The organism is Pseudomonas sp. PvP089 (assembly GCF_017875165.1).
Taxonomy (GTDB): Bacteria; Pseudomonadota; Gammaproteobacteria; order Pseudomonadales; family Pseudomonadaceae; genus Aquipseudomonas; species Aquipseudomonas fortuita.
In genome coordinates, this window is sequence record NZ_JAGGME010000001.1 from 371,575 (window position 1) to 395,441 (window position 23,867).

Sequence of the window (23,867 nt, forward strand, 5' to 3'; positions counted from 1 at the left end):
TTTGAGGGGGTTTGTGCCTTCCAGCGGTGCATCGGGCACAGGATCGGTGCATCGGGGCTGAAATAGCTGGGGCCGCTTTGCGGCCCTTTCGCGGCACAAGGCCGCTCCTACAGGAGAACGCGAACCCCTGTGGGAGCGGCCTTGTGCCGCGAAAGGGCTGCAAAGCAGCCCCGGGAGATTACGGGTTTACCGATAAGTCAGTGCTCGTCACCTTCCTCGTCATCCCCACCCGCCACGTTCATCCCCAGCTCCTTGATCTTGCGCGTCAGGGTATTACGCCCCCAACCCAGCAACAGCGCCGCATCCCGGCGCCGTCCGGCGGTGTGCTTGAGCGCCGTCTCGATCATGATCCGTTCAAAACTCGGCACCGCGCTGTCCAGCAGGTTCGACTGCCCGCGTGCCAGCGCCTGGTCGGCCCACTGGCGCAGGGCCTGCTCCCAGTTGGTGACCGGTGCAGCATCCTGTGGCAGGTTCAGCAGCTCGGGGGGCAGGTCGCCAATCAGCACCTCGCGGCTGGAGGCCATCACGGTGATCCAGCGGCAGGTGTTTTCCATCTGCCGCACATTGCCCGGCCATGGCAGGTTGCGGATGAACTCTTCGGTTTCCGGTTTCAGAATCTTCGGCTCGACGGCCAGCTCCTGAGCGGCCCGGGCAAGGAAGTGGCGGGCGAGGGCAGGGATATCCTCGCGACGGTCGGCCAGCCGCGGAATGTGGATGCGGATCACGTTCAGGCGGTGGAACAAGTCCTCACGGAACTTGCCCGCCTGCACCAGCGACTCCAGGTTCTGGTGAGTCGCAGCAATGATGCGCACGTCGACCTTGACCGGCACATGCCCGCCAACGCGATAGAACTCGCCGTCGGCCAGTACCCGCAGCAGGCGGGTCTGGGTGTCGGCGGGCATGTCACCGATTTCGTCGAGGAACAAGGTGCCGCCATCGGCCTGTTCAAAGCGGCCCCGGCGCAGGTTGGCAGCACCGGTGAAAGCCCCTTTTTCATGGCCGAACAGCTCGGACTCCATCAAGTCCTTGGGGATGGCCGCCATGTTCAGGGCAATGAACGGCGACGCCGCACGCGGGCTGTGACGGTGCAGGGCATGGGCGACCAGCTCTTTGCCGGTGCCGGACTCGCCGTTGATCAGTACGGTGATGTTGGAATGGCTAAGGCGGCCGATGGCGCGGAACACCTCTTGCATTGCCGGGGCTTCACCGATGATCTCCGGGGTGCGTGCCAGATTCTGTGGCACATCCAGGCCTTGCTGCTCTTGGGCATGCTGGTTGGCGCGCTTGACGAGCGAGACGGCCTCGTCCACATCGAACGGCTTGGGCAGGTACTCGAAAGCACCGCCCTGGTACGACGCCACGGCGCTGTCGAGGTCGGAATGGGCGGTCATGATGATGACCGGCAGGCGCGGGTGGTGTTCGCGGATCTGTGCCAGCAGGTCAAGACCGCTGGCGCCCGGCATGCGGATGTCGGAAATGATCACGTCCGGCTGCTGGCGTGCCAGGCGGCCCATCACGCCATCTGCGCTGTCGAAGCTCTGGGTGGTCATGCCTTCTTGTTGCAGGGCTTTTTCCAGGACCCAGCGGATGGAGCGATCATCGTCGACGATCCATACGGTTTCACTTCGGCTCATGAGGCGGTGGCTCCTTGTTCCAGGGGCAGGTAGATCGAGAAGGCGGTGTGGCCTGCGTGGCTTTCGCACTCGATCAGGCCCTGGTGCTGGCTGATGATGTTCTGGGTAATGGCCAGGCCCAGCCCGGTACCGTCCGGGCGGCCACTGACCATGGGATAGAAGAGGGTGTCTTGCAGTTCCGGTGGAATGCCCGGGCCGTTATCGATGATCTCCACCCGCGCGACCAGGCGATGGCGAACATGGCCGATGGTGAACTGGCGCAAGGCGCGGCTGCGCAGGGTGATGCGGCCCAGGCGCAGTTCGTTCTGCGAACTGATCGCCTGCATGGCGTTACGCACGATGTTGAGCACGGCCTGGATCATCTGCTCGCGGTCGATCAGCACGTCCGGCAGGCTTGGGTCGTAATCGCGCACCAAAGTGATGCAGCCCTGGCTTTCGGCGTCGACCAGGCTGCAGACCCGCTCCAGCACTTCGTGGATGTTGGTCATGGCCAGCGATGGCAGTTTGTTCGAGCCGAGCATGCGGTCGACCAGGTTGCGCAGGCGGTCGGCCTCTTCGATGATTACGTTGGTGTAGTCGCGCAGGCCTTCTTCGGGTAGCTCGCGGGCCAGCAACTGGGCCGCGCCGCGAATGCCGCCAAGGGGGTTCTTGATTTCGTGGGCCAGGCCGCGCACCAGCATCTTGGTGGTTTCCTGCTTGCTCAGCTGGGCCTCTTCCTTGGTGATGCGCAACAGCCGGTCGCGGGGGTGCACCTCCAGCAACAGCAGGGTCTGGCCCTGGTTGAGGATGGGCGTTACCGCATAGTCCACGGTGATGGTCTGCCCGGTCAGCGAGGTGAGCTGCGCTTCGCGCTTGGTGAACGGGTGCGCCTGCTCGACGGCCTGGCGCAACGAGCTGAGCGCCTCGGTCGATTCGGTAAACAGCTCGCTGATGAACTGCCCATGGCTACGTTGACCACTGACGGCCAGCAGCATTTCCGCGGCCGGGTTCATGTATTCCAGGCGCAGCTCGGCGTTGAGCAGCAACGTGGCGGTGGTCAGGTTGTCCAGAAGCAGACGGTGCTGCGCATCGCTGATGGTCATAAGGCGTCGTTGACCTCTTTTGGCGCTTGCCTGGCACTTCTTTGGCCAGGGCCGGGCTCGGGGTGCATCGGCTGATGCGTGTCTCTCCGCAGAAAAAATGCAAGAAACAAACCAAAGCTCCGAAAAGAAGCGGGATTTGCCGATAAAGGCCTGGATCTGCGCAAATTCGGATCAGAAAGTCTTGATGAAACGTTTAATGTGAACCAGATTGGGGAGCAAATCGGGGCACTGTACTCAATCTTGCACCAAGATAGAGCATAGCGTGGCGGGCGAGGGTTCTGCGTGTGGCGCAAACGAAAACGGCCTCCCGAAGGAGGCCGTCTTGATCATGTCATCGGCGCGAAGCGGCGATCAGATCAGCAGCTGTAGTACAGCTCGTATTCCAGCGGGTGCACGAAGGTACGGACCTTGATCTCTTCTTCCGACTTCAGTTCGATGAAGGCATCGATGAAGTCGTCGGAGAACACGCCGCCCTTGGTCAGGAACGCACGGCCTTTGTCCAGCTCTTCCAGGGCTTCTTTCAGGCTGCCGCAGACTTGCGGAATGTCCTTGGCCTCTTCTGGTGGCAGGTCGTACAGGTTCTTGTCGGCAGCATCGCCTGGGTGAATCTTGTTCTGGATGCCGTCCAGGCCGGCCATCAGCAGGGCCGCGAAGGCCAGGTACGGGTTGGCCGATGGGTCCGGGAAGCGTGCTTCGATACGGCGGGCTTTCGGGCTGCCGACGTAAGGAATACGGATCGAGGCGGAACGGTTGCGAGCCGAGTAGGCCAGCATTACCGGAGCTTCGAAGCCTGGGACCAGACGCTTGTAGGAGTTGGTCGACGGGTTGGTGAAGCCGTTCAGGGCCTTACCGTGCTTGATGATACCGCCGATGAAGTACAGGGCGGTGTCGGACAGGCCGGCATAGCCTTCACCCGAGAAGGTGTTCTTGCCGTCTTTCCAGATCGACATGTGCACGTGCATGCCCGAACCGTTGTCGCCGTACAGTGGCTTCGGCATGAAGGTAGCGGTACGGCCGTAAGCGTCGGCAACGTTGTGCACGACGTATTTCAGGGCCTGTACTTCGTCAGCTTTCTTCACCAGGGTGTTGAACTTGACGCCGATTTCGTTCTGGCCGGCAGTCGCCACTTCGTGGTGGTGAACTTCAACGGTCTGACCCATTTCTTCCAGTGCGTTGCACATGGCAGTACGGATTTCGTGGTCGTGGTCGAACGGCGGAACAGGGAAGTAGCCGCCTTTCACGCCTGGACGGTGGCCTTTGTTGCCGCCTTCCACGTCAGCGCCGGTCATCCACGAGCCTTGCTCGGAGAAGATCTTGAACATCGAGCCGGAGATGTCCGAGTGGAACTTCACTTCGTCGAAGATGAAGAACTCTGGCTCCGGGCCTGCGAATACGGTGTCACCGATGCCGGTGCTCTTCAGGTACTCTTCGGCGCGCTTGGCGATCGCACGTGGGTCGCGATCGTAGCCCTGCATGCTCGACGGGTCGACGATGTCGCAGGTGATGATCAGGGTTGGTTCTTCGGTGAACGGGTCCAGCACGGCGGTGTCGTCGACCGGCATCAGGATCATGTCGGACGCTTCGATGCCTTTCCAGCCAGCGATGGAGGAGCCGTCGAACATCTTGCCGACTTCGAAGAAGTCTTCGTCCAGCGCATCACGCGACGGCATGGTCACGTGGTGCTGAATGCCTTTGGTGTCCGTGAAACGCAGATCAATCCACTTGACGTCATGATCTTTGATGAGTTGAACCGACTTCGACATGTTGTCCTCCGGATGGTCTAGAGCGCGGTGGGCCGCTGCCCTGGAAAAAGGGTGTTGCCGGGCGCGGATAGTCGGCCAAGCTTACCTGCCTCACAAGGGAGCAAATTGCATGCCAGTGCCCGAAAATGGCGAGGGTGGGATAAAAGCAGGCGTTTGCGGGCATTTGGCGGCGGGTTGGCGGGGAAAAGTGCACCCTTACGATGCGGTTTTTGGCATCAACGCACCAATAGGGTGCATTGGTTGGTTGTGTGCTTCCTTTAAGGGCCTCATCGCCGGCAAGCCAGCTCCCACTGAGAGGGCGCAGGTGTTGAAGCCTGCCGAAGTCCTGTGGGAGCTGGCTTGCCGGCGATGAGGCCAGTACAGGCAATATAAATCCAACCTTCTGTACAAAAGTTGGTCAAATCCTGAGCAGTTTCCGCTATAATTCGCGCCCCACATTTTCGGCAGGCCCTGCGCGCGCTGTTAACCAATGAAACTTATCGTCAAAGTCTTCCCAGAAATCACCATCAAGAGCCGGCCGGTGCGCAAGCGCTTCATCCGTCAGCTCGCCAAGAACATCCGCAACGTGCTCAAGGATCTCGATCCTGAGCTCGCGGTCGATGGTGTCTGGGACAATCTCGAAGTGGTCACCCGCATCGAAGACGAAAAAGTCCAGCGCGAGATGATCGAACGCCTCACCTGTACCCCGGGTATCACCCATTTCCTGCAGGTAGAGGAATACCCGCTGGGTGACTTCGATGACATCGTTGCCAAGTGCAAGCAGCACTTCGGCCACCTGCTGGCCGGCAAGCACTTTGCCGTGCGCTGCAAACGCGGGGGCCACCATGACTTCACCTCGATGGACGTCGACCGTTACGTCGGCAGCCAGCTGCGCCAACAGTGTGGCGCGGCCGGCATCGAGCTGAAGAAGCCTGAAGTGCTGGTGCGCATCGAAATCCGCAACCAGCGCCTGTACGTGATCCACAACCAGCACCAGGGGATCGGCGGCTACCCGCTGGGCGCCCTGGAGCAGACCTTGGTACTGATGTCCGGTGGCTTCGACTCCACCGTGGCAGCCTACCAGATGATGCGCCGTGGCCTGATGACCCACTTCTGCTTCTTCAACCTCGGCGGCCGTGCCCACGAGCTGGGCGTTATGGAAGTGGCCCACTACCTGTGGAAGAAGTACGGCAGCAGCCAGCGCGTGCTGTTCATCAGCGTGCCGTTCGAAGAAGTGGTCGGCGAGATCCTCAACAAGGTCGACAACAGCTACATGGGCGTGACCCTCAAGCGCATGATGCTGCGCGGTGCCGCGCACATGGCTGACCGCCTGGAAATCGATGCCCTGGTCACGGGCGAGGCCATTTCCCAGGTGTCCAGCCAGACCCTGCCGAACCTGTCGATCATCGACTCGGCCACCGACAAGCTGGTGCTGCGCCCGCTGCTGGCCAGCCACAAGCAGGACATCATCGACCAGGCCACCGAAATCGGCACCGCCGACTTCGCCAAGCACATGCCAGAATACTGCGGCGTGATTTCGGTAAACCCGACCACTCACGCCAAGCGCCACCGCATGGAGCATGAAGAGAAGCAGTTCGACATGGCCGTGCTGGAGCGCGCCCTGGAGCGCGCCAAGCTGATCTCCATCGACCATGTGATCGACGAGCTGGGCAAGGATGTCGAAATCGAGGAAGTGGCCGAGGCGCTGTCGGGCCAGATCGTCATCGACATTCGTCACCCCGATGCCCAGGAAGACGAACCCCTGGTGCTGGACGGTATCGAAGTCCAGGCCATGCCGTTTTATGCCATCAACAGCAAGTTCAAGCACCTGGACCCCACGCGCCAGTACTTGCTGTATTGCGACAAGGGTGTGATGAGCCGTTTGCACGCACACCATCTGCTCAGTGAGGGACATGCCAATGTGCGTGTTTATCGTCCGACATAAGACGCCGGGGCTGTATGGCGGCAGTATCCGCCATCGCCCTCCCGACCACCGGGCCCGCTGAGCCTTAAACAGTACATATTGGCCGCCTACACTGGGCGGCAACCGAATCCTCTGATCGAGATACACTTGTGATCGAAAATCTGCGTAACATCGCCATCATCGCCCACGTTGACCATGGTAAAACCACCCTGGTCGACAAACTCCTGCGTCAGTCCGGCACTCTGGAGCGTAACGAGCTCAACGACGAGCGCGTCATGGACTCCAACGACCAGGAAAAAGAGCGCGGTATTACCATTCTGGCGAAAAACACCGCCATCAACTGGAACGGCTACCACATCAACATCGTCGACACCCCCGGCCACGCCGACTTCGGTGGCGAGGTTGAGCGTGTAATGTCGATGGTCGATTCCGTGCTGCTGCTGGTCGACGCTCAAGACGGCCCTATGCCGCAAACCCGCTTCGTAACCAAGAAGGCTTTCGAAGCTGGCCTGAAGCCAATCGTCGTGATCAACAAGGTTGACCGCCCGGGCGCGCGTCCTGATTGGGTTCTGGACCAGATCTTCGACCTGTTCGACAACCTCGGCGCTACCGACGAGCAGCTGGACTTCAAAGTGGTCTACGCTTCGGCCCTGAACGGCATTGCTGGTCTGGACCACACCGAAATGGGCGAAGACATGACTGCCCTGTACCAGGCTGTCATCGACCACGTTCCAGCGCCAGCTGTTGACCGTGACGGCCCGTTCCAGATGCAGATCTCTGCACTGGACTACAACAGCTTCCTGGGTGTTATCGGCGTTGGCCGTATTGCCCGTGGCCGCATCAAGCCGAACACCCCGGTTGTCGCCATCGACGCTGACGGCAAAAAGCGTAACGGCCGTATCCTCAAGCTGATGGGTCACCACGGCCTGCACCGCGTCGACGTTGAAGAAGCCCAGGCTGGCGACATCGTTTGCATCAGCGGTTTCGACGAGCTGTTCATCTCCGACACCCTGTGCGACCCGACCGCCGTTGAGGCGATGAAGCCGCTGACCGTTGACGAGCCAACCGTTTCGATGACCTTCCAGGTCAACGACTCGCCGTTCTGCGGCAAGGAAGGCAAGTTCGTCACCAGCCGTAACATCAAGGACCGTCTGGACAAAGAGCTGCTGTACAACGTAGCCCTGCGCGTTGAAGAAACCGATTCCCCAGACAAGTTCAAGGTCTCGGGCCGTGGCGAGCTGCACCTGTCGGTACTGATCGAAACCATGCGTCGCGAAGGCTTCGAGCTGGCCCTGGGCCGCCCAGAAGTAATCATTCGCGAAGTAGACGGCGTCAAGCAAGAGCCGTTCGAAAACGTCACCATCGACATCCCTGAAGAATCCCAGGGCAAGGTCATGGAAGAAATGGGTCTGCGTAAAGGCGACCTGACCAACATGGTCCCGGATGGCAAGGGCCGTGTTCGCCTGGAATACAACATCCCGGCGCGTGGTCTGATCGGTTTCCGCAACCAGTTCCTGACCCTGACCAACGGTGCAGGCATCCTGACCTCGATCTTCGACCGCTACGACGCTGTGAAGTCCGGCCACATGTCCGGCCGTCAGAACGGCGTACTGGTTTCGGTCGAAACCGGCAAGGCGCTGACCTACTCGCTGGAAACCCTGCAGGCGCGTGGCAAGCTGTTTGTCGAGCACGGTCAGGAGATCTACAACGGTCAGATCATCGGCCAGAACAGCCGCGACAACGACCTGGGCGTCAACCCTACCAAGGGCAAGAAGCTCGACAACATGCGTGCTTCGGGTAAAGACGAAGTCATCGCCCTGGTTCCGCCTGTTCGCTTCACCCTGGAACAGGCTCTGGAATACATCCAGGAAGACGAGCTGTGCGAAGTAACGCCGAAGTCCATCCGTCTTCGCAAGAAGATCCTGGACGAAAGCGAGCGTACCCGCGCTGCCAAGAAAGCCAAGAACAGCTAAGTTAGCTTTGGCTGAATGAAAACGCCCCCGGTCGAAAGGCCGGGGGCGTTTTTTTATGCCTTCAGGATTTGTGTTGGCCCCTTCGCGGGCTTGCCCGCGAAGGGGCCCTTGAAGCCTGACGATCAGCGCCCGACCACCTTGGGCTTATAGGCGCAATACCCTGGCCGCGGCCCGACCTTGGGGTGGTTGCGGCAGGTATCCGGGCGCTTGTCATAAATGGTGCACAGCCGGCTTTTACGATCCAGATACATGCAGTCATCGTTGCTCATCCGGGTCAGGGTGAAGATCCCTGACTTCTGGTTGAAGCGCTCGATGATGCCTTCCTTCTGCAAGCGTTTAGCCACGTTTTTGGGGGGTTCGTCTTTCTCGAACTCGTCCACCACGCCGATACGGATCAGATCCTTGATCTTCACCTCTACCGGCAGGGTGCAGCAGGTCGAATGGCAGCCGTGGCACATGTGGCTGGCGTAGCGCTGCCAAGTCTCCAGGCGGTCGACTTCGGCGGCGGCGATCAGGGTCGTTTTCATCTTTATAGGGTGGATCACGGTCTTGGGGCGCGCGATGATACCGGAATTGCTCAATTTATGAACAACCTTTTGCCGGATTCGCAGAGTCGGCATGAAAACTGCGAACAGTCACTGTCACTCCCTGTCGAAGGGTCTAGTCTGATCAATCTCCCTCCGCTTTCGTCAACTTGCCAGAGGATGCCGCATGTCTCAGGAACCCAAAGCACGTGACGCCGAGGTGGCCGAATTTCGCGCCGCTGTACTGAACAAGCTGACCTACGCGGTCGGCAAGGACCCGGAACATGCGTTCGACCACGACTGGTTCGAGGCCATCGCTCTGGCCGCGCGCGACCACATGGTCGACCACTGGATGGACCACACCCGCCTGGCCTATCGTCGTAGCCAGAAGCGGGTCTATTACCTCTCCCTCGAGTTCCTAATCGGGCGCTTGCTGTACGACAGCCTGAGCAACCTGGGGCTGCTGGACGTCGCCCGTGATGCGCTGGAAGGGCTGGACGTGGACCTGGAGCGCATCCGCCTGCTCGAGCCCGACGCCGCCCTGGGTAACGGTGGTCTCGGCCGCCTGGCTGCGTGCTTCATGGAAAGCATGTCCACCCTGGGCATCGCCGCCCATGGTTACGGCATTCGCTACGAACATGGGTTGTTCCGTCAGGCTGTAGTCGATGGCTGGCAGCAGGAACAGACCGAAAACTGGCTGGACTTCGGTAACCCTTGGGAGTTCGAGCGTGCTGAGGTGATCTACCCGATCAGCTTCGGCGGCAGTGTCGAAACCGTCAACGATGCCAGTGGCAACCAGCGGCAAGTATGGTCGCCGGGCGAAACGGTGCGGGCGGTGGCCTACGACACGCCCGTGGTCGGCTGGCGTGGATCCAGCGTCAACACACTGCGCCTGTGGCGTGCGCGGGCGCTGGAAGAGCTGCACCTGGAGCGCTTCAATGCCGGTGACCACCTGGGGGCCGTGGCCGAAGTGGCGCGGGCCGAGAGCATTTCGCGCGTGCTGTACCCGGCCGACAGCACCGAGGCGGGGCAGGAACTGCGCCTGCGTCAGGAGTACTTCTTTGTGTCGGCTTCGCTGCAGGACTTGCTGCGCCGTCACCTGAACATGCACAAGGACCTGCTCAACCTGCCCGACGCGGCGGCCATCCAGCTCAACGACACACACCCTTCGATTGCCGTTGCCGAGTTGATGCGGCTGCTGGTGGACCAGCATGAAGTGCCCTGGGACAAGGCCTGGGAACTGACCGTTGGCACGCTCGCCTACACCAACCACACCCTGCTGCCCGAAGCCCTGGAAACCTGGCCGGTAGCCCTGATGGAGCGCATGCTGCCGCGGCACATGCAGATCATCTACCTGATCAACGCCTACCATATCGATGCATTGCGGGCCAAAGGCCTGCACGATTTCGACGTGCTGCGCGCGGTGTCGCTGATCGAGGAAGACAATGGGCGCCGGGTGCGCATGGGTAACCTGGCGTTTCTGGGCTCGCACAGCGTCAACGGTGTGTCCGCGCTGCACAGCAAGCTGATGAAGAGCACGGTGTTTTCCGAGCTGCACAAGCTCTACCCGCAACGGATCAACAACAAGACCAACGGCATTACCTTTCGCCGCTGGCTGTACCAGTCAAACCCTCAGCTGACCGAGATGCTGGTCGAAGCGCTCGGGCCGGAACTCAAGGACGACCCTGAAGGGCTTCTGGTTGGCCTGGTGCCATTTGCCGACAAGGCCAGTTTCCGCAAGCAGTTCGCTGCTCAACGGCTGCACAGCAAGCGTGCCCTGGCCAGCATCATCCAGGACCGCATTGGTGTCACCGTGAACCCTGAAGCGCTGTTCGATGTGCAGGTCAAGCGTATCCACGAGTACAAGCGCCAGCTGCTCAACCTGCTGCACACCGTGGCGCTGTATCAGGCCATTCGCAACGATCCCGGCACCAGCTGGGTGCCGCGGGTGAAGATCTTCGCCGGCAAGGCTGCGGCCAGTTACCACCAGGCCAAGCTGATCATCAAGCTGGCCAACGACATTGCCCGGGTGGTGAACAATGACCCGACCGTGCGCGGTCTGCTCAAGGTGGTGTTCCTGCCTAACTACAACGTCAGCCTGGCCGAAAGCATCATCCCGGCGGCCGACCTGTCCGAGCAGATTTCCACCGCAGGTTATGAAGCCTCCGGTACCAGCAACATGAAGTTCGGCCTGAACGGCGCGCTGACCATCGGCACCCTGGACGGTGCCAACGTGGAAATGTGCGAACAGGTGGGTGCCGACAACATGTTCATCTTTGGCCTGACTGCGCAGCAGGTCGAGGCGCGCAAGCGTGCCGGTGATTTTGGTGCAAACGCCGCCATAGCCGCTTCCAACCGCTTGAGCGACGTGTTGCAGGCGATTCGCAGTGGTGTGTTCTCGCCAGACGACCCATCACGCTATACCGGGTTGATCGACGGGCTGGTGGCCTATGACCGCTTCCTGGTGTGTGCCGACTTCGATGCCTACTGGGATGCCCAGCGGCGGGTCGAAGAACTGTGGCACACACCGCAGGAGTGGTGGCGTATGGCCGTGCTGAACACGGCGCGGATGGGCTGGTTCTCGTCGGACCGGACCATTCGCGAATATGCGACCGAGATCTGGAAGGCACTGGATTGAGCATGTGGGGCCGGGTTGCGGCCCATTCGCGGGGCAAGCCCGCTCCCACAGGATCTGCGTTGTCTTGAAGGCAGCGCAAACCTGTGGGAGCGGGCTTGCCCCGCGATTGGACTGTAAAGCAGCTTCACTCGACAGCCGGCCTGGCGCAGGCTGAACTAGCGACCTATTGTGCCGTCTGAGAGCCGTGGCGAGTCTCATTGCTCGCTAGCCTGCCACTCTCCCTGTAAACTGCGGGGGTTTTTACTCCCACAATCCTTTCGGAGCCATACATGTCCCGCGTTACCCTGAGTCGCTATCTGATTGAGCAGACCCGCAGCAACAATACCCCTGCCGATCTGCGCTTCCTGATCGAAGTGGTGGCGCGTGCGTGCAAGGAAATCAGCCATCACGTGTCCAAAGGCGCCCTCGGTGGCGTGCTGGGCAGCATGGGCACTGAAAACGTGCAGGGCGAAGTCCAGAAGAAACTGGACGTGATTTCCAACGATATCCTGCTGGAAGCCAACGAGTGGGGCGGCCACCTGGCCGGCATGGCCTCCGAAGAAATGGACAACGCCTACCAGATTCCGGGCAAGTACCCGAAAGGTGCGTACCTGCTGGTCTTCGACCCATTGGACGGTTCGTCGAACATCGACGTCAACGTCTCGGTCGGTACCATCTTCTCGGTGCTGCGTTGCCCTAACCAGTACCTGAGCCAGAACGAAAGCCTCAACGAAGAAGCCTTCCTGCAGCCAGGCACCGAGCAGGTCGCCGCCGGTTACGCCATCTACGGCCCGCAGACCATGCTGATCCTGACCTTGGGCAACGGCGTCAAGGGCTTCACCCTGGACCGTGAACTGGGCAGCTTCGTCCTGACCCACGAAAACATCCAGGTGCCGGCAACCACCGCCGAATTCGCCATCAACATGTCCAACCAGCGTCACTGGGAAGCCCCGGTACAACGCTACGTGGGCGAACTGCTGGCCGGCGAAACCGGCCCGCTGAAAAAGAACTACAACATGCGCTGGATCGCCTCGATGGTGGCCGATGTGCACCGCATCCTGACCCGTGGCGGCCTGTTCATGTACCCACGTGACGCCCGCGAGCCAAGCAAGCCGGGCAAGCTGCGCCTGATGTACGAAGCCAACCCGATGTCGTTCATTATCGAACAGGCAGGCGGCGCCTCTACCAACGGTTACGATCGCATCCTCGACATCAAGCCAGAGAGCCTGCACCAGCGCGTGTCGGTGATCCTTGGCTCGAAGGAAGAAGTAGAGCGCGTCACCGCCTACCACAAGGAGTAAGTCATGCTCGCACCTTGGCAGCCGTTGCTGGAATGGTGGTTCGGTTGGGGCACCAGTGCCCAGGCCGTGGCTGACGAGAAGAGCACGCTGTGGTTCGGCAAGCACCACGATGCCGATGCCCATGCGCTGTTTGGCGACCTGGTCGAGCACGCCTTGGCGGGCGGGCTCGATGATTGGCAGCAAAGCCCGCAGGGCTGGCTGGGCCTGTTGATCTTGCTGGACCAGTTGCCGCGCATGATCTACCGCGACACGCCGCGCGCCTTCGAGGGCGACCGGCGCGCCCAGGTGGTGGCGATGCAGGGCCTGCAGAAGGGCTGGGACTACCAGTTGCTGCCGATACAGCGTGTGTTCGTGCTGCTGGTGCTGGAGCATGCCGAGGTGCTGGACTGGCAGAACCTGTGTGTCGAGCGCTATCAGTTGTTGCTGGACGAGCAGCCCGAAGCCAGCCGGCGGCTGTTCGAAGGCTTCCTGGACTATGCCGAGCAGCACCAGCGGGTGATTGCCCGGTTTGGCCGCTTCCCGCACCGCAACCTGGTGCTTGAGCGGCCAAGCACCAGCGAAGAGATGGACTTTTTGCTGGAGCCTGGGTCCAGGTTCTGATGCCCACGGGGCCTGCTGCGCAGGCCATCGCGATGCGAGGCCGCACCTGCAAGGGTGCGGCCTTTTTATTGGGAAGTGATTAATGCTTTGTGATTAATCGCACAGTAGTGGCCATCCGACCAATGGTGTAGGGGTAAAGTGGGTAGGGCAGGGAACCTGGGAGGGATTTTCCCGTCGAAGGTCACTGCAGGCCACTCGCCTGTTTCCCCTCTTCAGGAGTGTCCTTCATGTCGTTGCGTTCCCTCGCCCTGTTGTCGCTGTGCGTCGTCCTGACTGCCTGCAGCAAGATCAACCAGGAAAACTATTCCAAGATCAAGGCCGGTATGAACAAGGCCGAGGTCGAGCAGTTGCTCGGTACGCCGACCGAGTGCTCTGGCGCGCTGGGCATGAGCAGCTGCACCTGGGGGGACGAGAAGAGCTTCATCAGCGTGCAGTACGCGGCTGACAAGGTGCTGATGTATTCAGGGCAGGGCCTCAAATGAGGCGTCTGTACCTGCTGATGGGGGTATGCCTGGCATTGCTGCTGGGCGGTTGTGCAGGCTCCGTGCACGACCCGCTGGCGCCGAAGACCGCTGGCAACGTCGACCTCAAGCGCTACCAAGGCAAATGGTTCGAGCTGGCGCGCCTGCCCATGCGCTACCAGACCGGCTGCGAGCAGTCCGAGGCGCATTACAACCTCAAGCCTGATGGCACGTTTGGTGTGCTCAACCGCTGCCGCACCATGGGTGATGAGTGGCTGCGTGCCGAGGGGCACGCAAGCATCCAGGAGCCGGGGCACACCGACAAGCTGTGGGTAGAGTTCGATAACTGGTTCACCAAGCTGGTGCCTGGCGTGGCGCGGGGCGAATACTGGATTCTGTACGTGGACGATCGCTACCGCACGGCAGTGGTCGGCAGCCCGGACCGCAAGTACCTGTGGATACTGTCACGCACGCCGACGTTGCCGGCCTGGGAGCGCGAGCACCTGCTGGCCAAGGCACGCCAGCAGGGGTATGACACCAGCCGGCTTATCTGGCGGGCGTCCGATCAGCAAATCGTAAAAATGCACTGATTTTTGGGGCCGCTTTGCGGCCCTTTCGCGGCACAAGGCCGCTCCTACAGGGATACGCGTTCCCCTGTAGGAGCGGCCTTGTGCCGCGAAAGGGCTGCAAAGCAGCCCCAATACGCTCACCCCAAGAGCTGCCGCAGCACCCCGGCAAACGCCCGCGCGCTTTCCTCTTCCTGGGCATGCCGCCCCTGGCGCACCACCCATTGCCCATTCACCATCACATCGCGCACCTGGCGATCCCCGCCAGCAAACAGCCAGCGGTTGAGAATGGCATCGCCATCCGCCATGGCGATGTAAGGGTCTTGTCCATCCAGTACCAGCCAGTCGGCGCGCTTGCCCACGGCCAGTTCACCGACCGCTTGGCCCAGTGCCTGTGCACCGCCCGCCAGCGCGGCGTCGTACAGCGTGCGCCCGACCATCGGCTGGTCGCCACGGTACAAGCGGTTGCGTCGTTGGTCCCGCAGCCGCTGGCCATATTCCAGCCAGCGCAGTTCTTCCACCACGCTTAGTGACACATGGCTGTCCGAGCCGATGCCCATGTGCCCGCCCTGGGCCAGGAAGTCCACCGCCGGGAAAATCCCGTCGCCCAGGTTGGCCTCGGTGGTCAGGCACAACCCGGCCACCGCGCCACTGTGGGCCATGGCGGTGACTTCATCCGGCTCGGCATGGGTGGCATGCACCAGGCACCAGCGACGGTCCACATCCACATGCTCGTACAACCATTGCAGCGGGCGCAGGCCGCTCCAGGCCAGGCAGTCGTTCACCTCCTTTTGCTGCTCGGCGATATGGATATGCACCGGGCATTGTTTGTCGCTGGCCGCCAGCACTTCGGCGATCTGCCCCGGCGTCACCGCACGCAGCGAGTGGAAGCACAGGCCCAGTTGCTGCGCAGGTTGCGCGGCCAGCAGCGGGGCCAGTTGCGTTTGCAGTTGCAGGTACTGTTCGGTGGTGTTGATGAAGCGCCGCTGCCCGTCGTTCGGTGCCTGGCCGCCGAACCCGGCGTAGCTGTACAGCACCGGCAACAGGGTCAGGCCAATGCCACTGTCGGCCGCGGCCGCGCTGATGCGGCGGGACAGCTCGGCCGGGTCGGCGTAGGCCTTGCCTGCCTGGTCGTGGTGCACGTAATGGAATTCGGCCACCGAGGTGTAGCCGGCCTTGAGCATTTCGATATACAGCTGGCGGGCGATGACCTGCAACTGGTCCGGGGTGATCTGCCCGACCAGGCGGTACATCAGGTCGCGCCAGGTCCAGAAGCTGTCGTTGGGGTTGCCGGCGACTTCCGCCAAGCCCGCCATGGCACGCTGGAAGGCATGTGAGTGCAAGTTGGGCATACCGGGCAGCAACGGACCTGCCAGGCGCTCGGCGCCTTCGGCCGAAGCGCCCGGCTCGATGCGGGTCACATGGCCATCGCTGGCGACCTCGATACGGACATGGCGGGCCCAGCCCGTAGGTAGCAGGGCGCGTTCGGCGAAATAGGCGGACATCGGTGAAATCCTGTTATTGTTAACTTGTATATACATATACAGGCGTTTGCCTGCCGGGTAAACTGCGGCAAGCTACCGCTCATTCCATACGCACAAGGATCCAACGCCGTGCCGACACCTCCTGTCTCCGCGCTGGTTGCCCAGATGGGCGAGGGCCCGGCGCCGCTGTACGCCCGGGTCAAACAGATGATCATCCAGCAGATCGACAACGGCAGCTGGCCACCCCATCACCGGGTCCCCTCGGAGAGTGAACTGGTCAACGAACTGGGTTTCAGCCGCATGACCATCAACCGTGCCCTGCGCGAACTCACGGCCGAAGGCCTGCTGGTGCGCATGCAAGGGGTTGGCACTTTCGTAGCCGAGCCCAAGGGCCGTTCGGCGTTGTTCGAAGTCAACAACATTGCCGATGAAATTGCCGCACGCGGCCATCAGCATAGCTGCCAGGTGATCACGCTCACCGAGGAAGCAGCCGGTTCCGAACGGGCCCTGGCCCTGGACATGCGCGAAGGCCAGCGAGTGTTCCACTCGCTGATCGTGCATTTCGAGAACGGTGTGCCGGTGCAGATCGAGGACCGCTACGTCAACGCCGCGATCGCACCCGACTACCTCAAGCAGGATTTCACCCGGCAGACGCCATATGCCTACCTGTCCCAGGTAGCGCCGCTGACCGAGGGTGAGCACGTGGTCGAAGCCATCCTGGCAGAGCCGGAAGAATGTCGCCTGCTGCAGATCGAGCGGGGCGAACCATGCCTGCTGATTCGCCGCCGTACCTGGTCCGGTCGCCAGCCGGTGACCGCTGCACGGCTGATCCACCCCGGTTCCCGTCATCGCCTGGAAGGACGTTTCAGCAAATGAGCCAGTTGCAGTTGTTGCGCGCGCAGGATTACCCGCGCATGCCGTGGAAGAACGGTGGCGGTTTCACCGAAGAGATCACCCGCGACAGTGGTGAGGGCCTGGACGGTTTTGGCTGGCGCCTGTCGATTGCCGATATCGAAGAGTCTGGCGGCTTTTCCACCTTCGCCGGTTACCAGCGGATCATCACAGTGCTGCAGGGCGATGGTATGCGGCTGTTGGTCGATGACCAACCCAGCCGGCCGTTGCTGCCGTTCGATGCCTTTGCCTTCGGCGGTGAGAGCCAGGTCAGCTGCAAGCTGCTGGGTGGGGCGATCCGCGATTTCAACCTGATCTATGCACCGCAGCGGTACCGGGCGCGGTTGCAGTGGTTCGATGGCACAAGCCGCTTGTACAGCTCGGCGTCGACGGTGCTGTTGTTTGCTGCCAGCAGCCACGTGGAAGTGACCATGGCGGGGCGTGAGGTGCAGCGGTTGGGGTTGTATGACTGCCTGCGCCTGGAGGGCAACGATGAGTTGCTTGGGTTGGAGGTTCAGGGGCGGTTTTGCTTGATTGAGCTCATTTCTCGCTGATGGGCTTGGCGATACATTTTCATCGCCTGTGAGATCGAGCGCCGCCCGCGCGGCGCTTCGCGGGGCAAGCCCGCTCCCACATTTGTTTCGGGCCAGTTTCTCCTGGGAAGTCACTGCTGCCCGCCCTGTATGTTTTGTTTGATATCCAGGGTTGCACAAGGGCAGCTCCCCGATTTGCAGCCATGCACCAAGGCTGCAACCCACCTGACTCAGGAATGATTGGCCCGAAACAGATGTGGGAGCGGGCTTGCCCCGCGAAGCGCCGCGCGGGCGGCGCTCGATCTATGCGCCGCCACACAACTCAAGCCAGGAACGGCAAGGTCCAATTATTTTGGTTGTCCATGCTTGTACATACAAGTAAAGGTGTGTTTGTATATTGACCACGACATACCCGCCCGCGGACGACCGCAGAGGACCTTTCCCGTGACCGACAACAACAAATACCGTGACGTTGAAATCCGTGCCCCACGTGGCAACAAGCTGACCGCCAAAAGCTGGCTGACCGAAGCGCCACTGCGCATGCTGATGAACAACCTCGACCCACAGGTTGCGGAAAACCCGAAAGAACTGGTGGTGTACGGCGGTATCGGCCGCGCCGCGCGTAACTGGGAATGCTACGACAAGATCGTCGAAACCCTGACCCGCCTGGAAGACGACGAAACCCTGCTGGTGCAGTCGGGCAAGCCGGTCGGCGTGTTCAAGACCCACAGCAATGCCCCGCGCGTGCTGATTGCCAACTCCAACCTGGTGCCGCACTGGGCCAACTGGGAGCACTTCAACGAACTGGACGCCAAAGGCCTGGCCATGTACGGCCAGATGACCGCCGGCAGCTGGATCTACATCGGCAGCCAGGGCATCGTCCAGGGCACTTATGAAACCTTCGTCGAAGCCGGTCGCCAGCACTACGGTGGCAGCCTGAAAGGCAAGTGGGTACTCACCGCAGGCCTCGGCGGCATGGGCGGCGCCCAGCCATTGGCGGCTACCCTGGCCGGCGCCTGCTCGCTGAACATCGAATGCCAGCAGAGCCGCATCGACTTCCGCCTGGAAACCCGCTACGTCGACGAGCAGGCCACTGATCTCGACGACGCTCTGGCGCGTATCGCCAAATACACCGGCGAAGGCAAGGCCATTTCCATCGCCCTGCATGGCAACGCCGCCGAAATCCTGCCAGAGCTGGTCAAGCGTGGCGTACGCCCCGACATGGTCACCGACCAGACCAGCGCCCACGACCCTCTGAACGGCTACCTGCCTGCGGGCTGGACCTGGGAACAGTACCGCGACCGCGCGCAGACCGAACCTGCTGCTGTGGTCAAGGCGGCCAAGCAGTCGATGGCTGTGCACGTGCAGGCTATGCTGGACTTCCAGAAGCAGGGTGTCCCGACCTTCGACTATGGCAACAACATCCGCCAGATGGCCAAGGAAGAGGGCGTGGCCAATGCCTTCGACTTCCCGGGCTTCGTCCCTGCCTATATCCGTCCCCTGTTCTGCCGCGGCGTAGGCCCGTTCCGCTGGGCGGCGCTGTCTGGCGAGGCCGAGGACATCTACAAGACCGACGCCAAGGTCAAGGAACTGATCCCCGACGACGCCCACCTGCACCGCTGGCTGGACATGGCCCGCGAGCGCATCAGCTTCCAGGGCCTGCCAGCACGTATCTGCTGGGTTGGCCTGGGCCTGCGCGCCAAGTTGGGCCTGGCTTTCAACGAAATGGTCCGCAGCGGCGAGCTGTCGGCGCCGGTCGTGATCGGCCGTGACCACCTGGACTCGGGTTCGGTCTCCAGCCCCAACCGCGAAACCGAAGCCATGCGTGATGGCTCGGACGCTGTGTCCGACTGGCCGCTGCTCAACGCCCTGCTGAACACCGCAGGCGGCGCTACCTGGGTGTCGCTGCACCATGGTGGTGGCGTGGGCATGGGCTTCTCGCAGCACTCGGGCATGGTCATTGTCTGCGACGGCACCGATGAAGCCGCCGAGCGCATCGCCCGTGTACTGACCAACGACCCAGGGACTGGCGTCATGCGCCACGCCGATGCCGGTTATGACATCGCCATCGACTGCGCCAAGGAGCAGGGCCTGGACCTGCCGATGATCACTGGCTGATTGCCACGCTTTGGATCGCACCCCGCCAGGGGTGATACTGAACAACAAGAAGGAGCGCGCAGGCACCCACGAACGGGCCTGCGGCTCCACGCGATTTGGAGTAGTAACGTGACCGAACTCACCCTCAAGCCCGGCACCCTGACCCTGGCCCAGCTGCGCGCGATCCATGCCGCGCCTGTGCGCCTGCAACTGGATGCCAGCGCCGCGCCGGCCATTGACGCCAGCGTCGCTTGTGTCGAGCAGATCATTGCCGAAGACCGCACCGCCTACGGGATCAACACCGGTTTCGGCCTGCTGGCCTCGACCCGCATCGCCAGCCACGATCTGGAAAACCTGCAGCGCTCGCTGGTGCTGTCCCACGCCGCCGGTATCGGCGCGCCGCTGGATGACGACCTGGTGCGGTTGATCATGGTGCTGAAAATCAACAGCCTCAGCCGTGGCTTCTCCGGCATTCGTCGCAAAGTCATCGACGCGTTGATCACCCTGGTCAACGCCGAAGTCTACCCGCACATCCCGCTGAAAGGCTCGGTGGGTGCTTCCGGTGACCTGGCGCCCCTGGCACATATGTCACTGGTGCTGCTGGGCGAAGGCAAAGCCCGTTACAAGGGCCAGTGGCTGTCGGCCACCGAAGCCCTGGCAGTTGCCGGCCTCGAACCGCTGACCCTGGCTGCAAAAGAAGGCCTGGCCCTGCTCAATGGCACCCAGGCGTCCACCGCCTATGCCCTGCGCGGCCTGTTCCATGCCGAAGACTTGTACGCGGCGGCCATCGCCTGCGGCGGCCTCAGCGTCGAGGCCGTATTGGGCTCGCGTTCGCCGTTCGATGCGCGTATTCACGAAGCGCGTGGCCAGCGCGGCCAGATCGACACCGCCGCCTGCTTCCGCGACCTGCTGGGCGAAGCCAGCGAAGTGTCGTTGTCGCACAAGAACTGCGACAAGGTTCAGGACCCGTACTCGCTGCGCTGCCAGCCGCAGGTCATGGGCGCGTGCCTGACCCAGCTGCGCCAGGCCGCCGAGGTGCTGGGCATTGAAGCCAACGCCGTGTCCGACAACCCGCTGGTGTTCGCTGCCGAAGGTGACGTGATTTCCGGCGGCAACTTCCACGCCGAACCGGTGGCCATGGCCGCCGACAACCTGGCCTTGGCCATCGCCGAAATCGGTTCGCTCAGTGAGCGCCGCATCTCGCTGATGATGGACAAGCACATGTCCCAGCTGCCGCCGTTCCTGGTGGAAAACGGTGGCGTCAACTCCGGCTTCATGATCGCGCAGGTTACCGCTGCCGCTCTCGCCAGCGAGAACAAGGCCCTGTCGCACCCGCACAGCGTGGACAGCCTGCCGACCTCGGCCAACCAGGAAGACCACGTGTCGATGGCCCCGGCTGCCGGCAAGCGCCTGTGGGAAATGGCCGAAAACACCCGTGGCGTGCTGGCCATCGAATGGCTGGGCGCCTGCCAGGGCCTGGACCTGCGCAAAGGCCTGAAAACTTCCGCCAAGCTGGAGCAAGCGCGCCAGGCGCTGCGTAGCGAAGTGCCGCACTATGACCGTGACCGTTTCTTTGCACCAGACATCGAAAAGGCTGTGGAACTGTTGGCCAAGGGTAGTCTGACCGGTTTGCTGCCGGCGGGTGTACTGCCAAGCCTGTAATGCCCCTAGGGCCGCGTTGCGGCCCATCGCGAGCAAGCTCGCTCCTACAAAGGCAACGCGTTCCCTTGTAGGAGCGAGCTTGCTCGCGATGGGGTTGCATGGCGCCCCCCTGATCTCACGACCACAAAAACAATTTAAGGACGTGACATGCAACAAGCTCAAGGTCTCAAGCGCGGGCTAAGTGCCCGCCACATCCGTTTCATGGCCCTCGGTTCCGCCATCGGTACCGGGCTGTTCTACGGATCGGCCTCGGCCATCCAGATGGCCGGCCCGGCCGTGCTGCTGGCCTACCTGATCGGCGGCGCCGCCGTGTTCATGGTCATGCGCGCCCTCGGCGAAATGGCCGTACACAACCCGGTGGCCGGCTCCTTTGGCCACTACGCCAGCACCTACCTCGGCCCCATGGCCGGCTTTATCCTCGGCTGGACCTACGCTTTCGAGATGGTCATCGTCGCCATCGCCGACGTTACCGCCTTCGGTATCTACATGGGCTTCTGGTTCCCGGAGGTAGCCCGCTGGGTCTGGGTGCTGGGCATCGTCTTCGTCATCGGCGGCCTCAACCTGTGCAACGTCAAGGTCTTTGGCGAGATGGAATTCTGGCTGTCGCTGCTCAAGGTCGGCGCCATCGTCGCGATGATCCTGGCCGGCCTCGGCATCATGGCCTTCGGCTTCAGCCAGGTCGGTACCGGGCATGCCGTGGGGGTAAGCAACCTGTTCGACCACGGTGGCTTCATGCCCAATGGCGTGGGCGGGCTGATTGCCTCCTTTGCCGTGGTGATGTTCGCCTTTGGCGGTATCGAGATCATTGGTGTCACTGCCGGTGAGGCCAAGGACCCGCAGCGTGTTATCCCCAAGGCAATCAACGCCGTGCCGCTGCGCATCCTGCTGTTCTATGTGCTCACCCTGTTTGTGCTGATGTGCCTGTACCCGTGGCCGCAGATCGGCAGCGAAGGTAGCCCGTTCGTGCAGATCTTCAGCCACCTGGGGATTGGCTCTGCCGCCGCAGTGCTGAACGTGGTGGTGATTTCTGCCGCGATCTCTGCCATCAACAGTGACATCTTTGGCGCAGGCCGCATGATGTATGGCCTGGCCCAGCAAGGCCATGCGCCACGCAGCTTCGGCAAGCTGTCGAAACACGGCGTGCCGTGGATGACCGTGGTGGTGATGGGCGCTGCGCTGCTGATCGGCGTGTTGCTCAACTACCTGATCCCCGAGAACGTGTTCCTGCTGATCGCTTCGATCGCCACCTTCGCCACCGTCTGGGTGTGGCTGATGATCCTGCTCACCCAGGTGGCCATGCGCCGCAGCATGAGCCGTGAAGAAGTGGCCCAGCTCAAGTTCCCGGTACCCTTCTGGCCTTATGGCCCAGCCATGGCCATTGCGTTCATGGTGTTCATCTTTGGCGTGCTCGGCTACTTCCCGGATACCCAGGCGGCATTGATCGTCGGCGTGATATGGGTGGTGTTCCTGGTGGCGTCCTACCTGCTGTGGTGCAAGCCGCGCGCAGGGCAGGGCCAGCCAGTAGCAGAGCCGGTCGAGCTGCACCGCTAGCAAAGGAGATTGTGCATGAGAACCCTCTGGCAGCATTGCCATGTGGCAACCATGGCCGAGGGCCGTTATTCGGCCATCGAAGACGCGGCTATCGTCACCAGCGCCGGCCTGATCGAATGGATCGGCCCACGCGCCGAGCTGGCAGCGGTTGACGCTGACCGCACGGTGGACCTGGGCGGCGCCTGGGTCACCCCCGGGCTGATCGACTGCCACACCCACGCGGTGTTCGGTGGCAACCGCAGCGGCGAGTTCGAGCAGCGCCTGCAAGGCGTCAGCTACGCTGAAATTGCCGCGCAGGGCGGCGGTATCGCCAGCACCGTGCGGGCCACCCGTGCGGCCAGCGAGGACGAGTTGTTCGCCAGTGCCCGCCAGCGGGTGCAGGCGCTGATGCGCGATGGCGTAACCACCCTTGAGGTCAAGTCCGGCTACGGCCTGGACCTGGCCAACGAGCGCAAGATGCTGCGCGTGGCCCGGCGCCTGGCAGACGAGCTGCCATTGGCGGTGCGCGCCACCTGCCTGGCTGCGCATGCCCTGCCGCCGGAGTATGCCGGCCGGGCCGACGACTACATCGCGCACATCTGTGACGAGATGCTGCCGGCCCTGGCCGCCGAAGGCCTGGTGGACGCGGTGGATGCCTTCTGCGAACACCTGGCGTTCTCCCCGGCCCAGGTCGAGCGGCTGTTCATCAAGGCCCGCGAACTGGGCCTGCCCGTCAAGCTGCACGCCGAACAGCTGTCGTCGCTGCATGGCTCCAGCCTGGCGGCCCGCTACCAGGCGCTGTCGGCCGACCACCTGGAGTTCATGACCGAGGAGGACGCCATTGCCATGGCTGCAGCCGGCACGGTCGCCGTGCTGCTGCCGGGCGCCTTCTATTTCCTGCGCGAAACCCAGTTGCCACCCATGGATGCACTGCGCCGCCACGGGGTGAAAATTGCCCTGGCCAGCGATCTCAACCCCGGTACTTCGCCAGGGCTGTCGCTGCGGCTGATGTTGAACATGGGCTGCACCTGTTTCCGCATGACCCCGGAAGAAGCTTTGGCCGGCGTCACTGTGCATGCCGCCACGGCGTTGGGCCTGGGGGACAGCCACGGCTCGCTGGAAGTGGGCAAGGTAGCCGACTTCGTCGCCTGGCAAATCGAACGCCCCGCCGACCTGGCCTACTGGCTGGGTGGCGACCTGCCCAAGCGCGTGGTGCGCAAGGGCCACGAAATCTCCAACTGAGCGA

18 protein-coding genes are annotated in these 23,867 nt (G+C 62.2%); 13 read left to right on the plus strand and 5 right to left on the minus strand.

Annotated features, from left to right (window positions below; genetic code table 11):
* Positions 1 to 197: 197 nt before the first annotated feature.
* From ntrC to glnA, 3 genes are all read right to left on the minus strand, one after another.
* Positions 198 to 1,634, minus strand: a complete 1,437-nt coding sequence (ntrC, locus tag J3A71_RS01735; protein WP_016489594.1) for a nitrogen regulation protein NR(I) — start codon at positions 1,632 to 1,634, stop codon at positions 198 to 200.
* Positions 1,631 to 2,716, minus strand: a complete 1,086-nt coding sequence (gene glnL / locus J3A71_RS01740) for a nitrogen regulation protein NR(II) (RefSeq protein ID WP_016489593.1) — start codon at positions 2,714 to 2,716, stop codon at positions 1,631 to 1,633. Before glnL ends, ntrC begins: the two co-directional genes overlap by 4 nt.
* 356 nt (positions 2,717 to 3,072) lie before the next feature.
* Complete coding sequence (glnA, locus tag J3A71_RS01745) at positions 3,073 to 4,479, minus strand: type I glutamate--ammonia ligase (protein ID WP_016489592.1); 1,407 nt, start codon at positions 4,477 to 4,479, stop codon at positions 3,073 to 3,075.
* A 469-nt stretch (positions 4,480 to 4,948) separates the two neighbouring features.
* On the opposite strand from glnA, the gene thiI reads away from it, so the two are divergent.
* Complete coding sequence (gene thiI / locus J3A71_RS01750) at positions 4,949 to 6,403, plus strand: tRNA uracil 4-sulfurtransferase ThiI (RefSeq protein ID WP_016489591.1); 1,455 nt, start codon at positions 4,949 to 4,951, stop codon at positions 6,401 to 6,403.
* Positions 6,404 to 6,531: 128 nt separating this feature from the next.
* The gene (typA, locus tag J3A71_RS01755; RefSeq protein WP_016489590.1) at positions 6,532 to 8,355 is read left to right on the plus strand and encodes a translational GTPase TypA; all 1,824 of its coding nucleotides are present in this window, start codon (positions 6,532 to 6,534) and stop codon (positions 8,353 to 8,355) included.
* A 122-nt stretch (positions 8,356 to 8,477) separates the two neighbouring features.
* On the opposite strand, the gene J3A71_RS01760 is transcribed toward typA, so the two are convergent.
* Positions 8,478 to 8,882, minus strand: coding sequence for a YkgJ family cysteine cluster protein (locus J3A71_RS01760; protein WP_049870388.1), 405 nt, complete (start codon positions 8,880 to 8,882; stop codon positions 8,478 to 8,480).
* 184 nt (positions 8,883 to 9,066) lie between these two features.
* On the opposite strand from J3A71_RS01760, the gene J3A71_RS01765 reads away from it, so the two are divergent.
* From J3A71_RS01765 to J3A71_RS01785, 5 genes are all read left to right on the plus strand, one after another.
* Positions 9,067 to 11,517 carry a glycogen/starch/alpha-glucan phosphorylase gene (locus J3A71_RS01765; protein WP_016489588.1) on the plus strand — a complete coding sequence of 817 codons (2,451 nt, stop codon included), beginning with the start codon at positions 9,067 to 9,069 and terminating at the stop codon, positions 11,515 to 11,517.
* Between the two features lie 269 nt (positions 11,518 to 11,786).
* Positions 11,787 to 12,797 carry a class 1 fructose-bisphosphatase gene (locus J3A71_RS01770; RefSeq protein ID WP_012274595.1) on the plus strand — a complete coding sequence of 337 codons (1,011 nt, stop codon included), beginning with the start codon at positions 11,787 to 11,789 and terminating at the stop codon, positions 12,795 to 12,797.
* Between the two features lie 3 nt (positions 12,798 to 12,800).
* Positions 12,801 to 13,397: a DUF924 family protein gene (locus J3A71_RS01775; RefSeq protein ID WP_096426869.1), complete on the plus strand. Its 597-nt coding sequence runs from the start codon at positions 12,801 to 12,803 to the stop codon at positions 13,395 to 13,397.
* Positions 13,398 to 13,624: 227 nt separating this feature from the next.
* On the plus strand, positions 13,625 to 13,879 hold the full coding sequence (gene bamE, locus J3A71_RS01780) for an outer membrane protein assembly factor BamE (RefSeq protein ID WP_003249234.1): 255 nt from the start codon (positions 13,625 to 13,627) through the stop codon (positions 13,877 to 13,879).
* Positions 13,876 to 14,448: a lipocalin family protein gene (locus J3A71_RS01785; RefSeq protein WP_016489586.1), complete on the plus strand. Its 573-nt coding sequence runs from the start codon at positions 13,876 to 13,878 to the stop codon at positions 14,446 to 14,448. Before bamE ends, J3A71_RS01785 begins: the two co-directional genes overlap by 4 nt.
* A gap of 116 nt (positions 14,449 to 14,564) precedes the next feature.
* Here J3A71_RS01785 and J3A71_RS01790 read toward each other — a convergent pair whose 3' ends face one another.
* Positions 14,565 to 15,929 carry a formimidoylglutamate deiminase gene (locus J3A71_RS01790; protein WP_096426868.1) on the minus strand — a complete coding sequence of 455 codons (1,365 nt, stop codon included), beginning with the start codon at positions 15,927 to 15,929 and terminating at the stop codon, positions 14,565 to 14,567.
* A gap of 144 nt (positions 15,930 to 16,073) precedes the next feature.
* Between J3A71_RS01790 and hutC the strand changes: the two genes are divergently transcribed.
* The 6 genes from hutC (at position 16,074) to hutI (ending at position 23,863) form a co-directional block, all read left to right on the plus strand.
* On the plus strand, positions 16,074 to 16,784 hold the full coding sequence (hutC, locus tag J3A71_RS01795) for a histidine utilization repressor (RefSeq protein WP_172455918.1): 711 nt from the start codon (positions 16,074 to 16,076) through the stop codon (positions 16,782 to 16,784).
* Positions 16,781 to 17,353, plus strand: a complete 573-nt coding sequence (locus tag J3A71_RS01800) for a HutD family protein (protein WP_016489583.1) — start codon at positions 16,781 to 16,783, stop codon at positions 17,351 to 17,353. Before hutC ends, J3A71_RS01800 begins: the two co-directional genes overlap by 4 nt.
* Positions 17,354 to 17,776: 423 nt before the next feature.
* Positions 17,777 to 19,450, plus strand: a complete 1,674-nt coding sequence (gene hutU / locus J3A71_RS01805; protein WP_023048244.1) for a urocanate hydratase — start codon at positions 17,777 to 17,779, stop codon at positions 19,448 to 19,450.
* A gap of 108 nt (positions 19,451 to 19,558) precedes the next feature.
* A complete protein-coding gene (gene hutH / locus J3A71_RS01810; protein ID WP_016489581.1) occupies positions 19,559 to 21,091 on the plus strand; it encodes a histidine ammonia-lyase in 1,533 nt (510 codons plus the stop codon).
* A gap of 147 nt (positions 21,092 to 21,238) precedes the next feature.
* On the plus strand, positions 21,239 to 22,642 hold the full coding sequence (locus tag J3A71_RS01815; protein ID WP_016489580.1) for an amino acid permease: 1,404 nt from the start codon (positions 21,239 to 21,241) through the stop codon (positions 22,640 to 22,642).
* Between the two features lie 15 nt (positions 22,643 to 22,657).
* Positions 22,658 to 23,863 carry an imidazolonepropionase gene (gene hutI, locus J3A71_RS01820; protein ID WP_060516896.1) on the plus strand — a complete coding sequence of 402 codons (1,206 nt, stop codon included), beginning with the start codon at positions 22,658 to 22,660 and terminating at the stop codon, positions 23,861 to 23,863.
* The last annotated feature ends 4 nt before the right edge of the window (positions 23,864 to 23,867 follow it).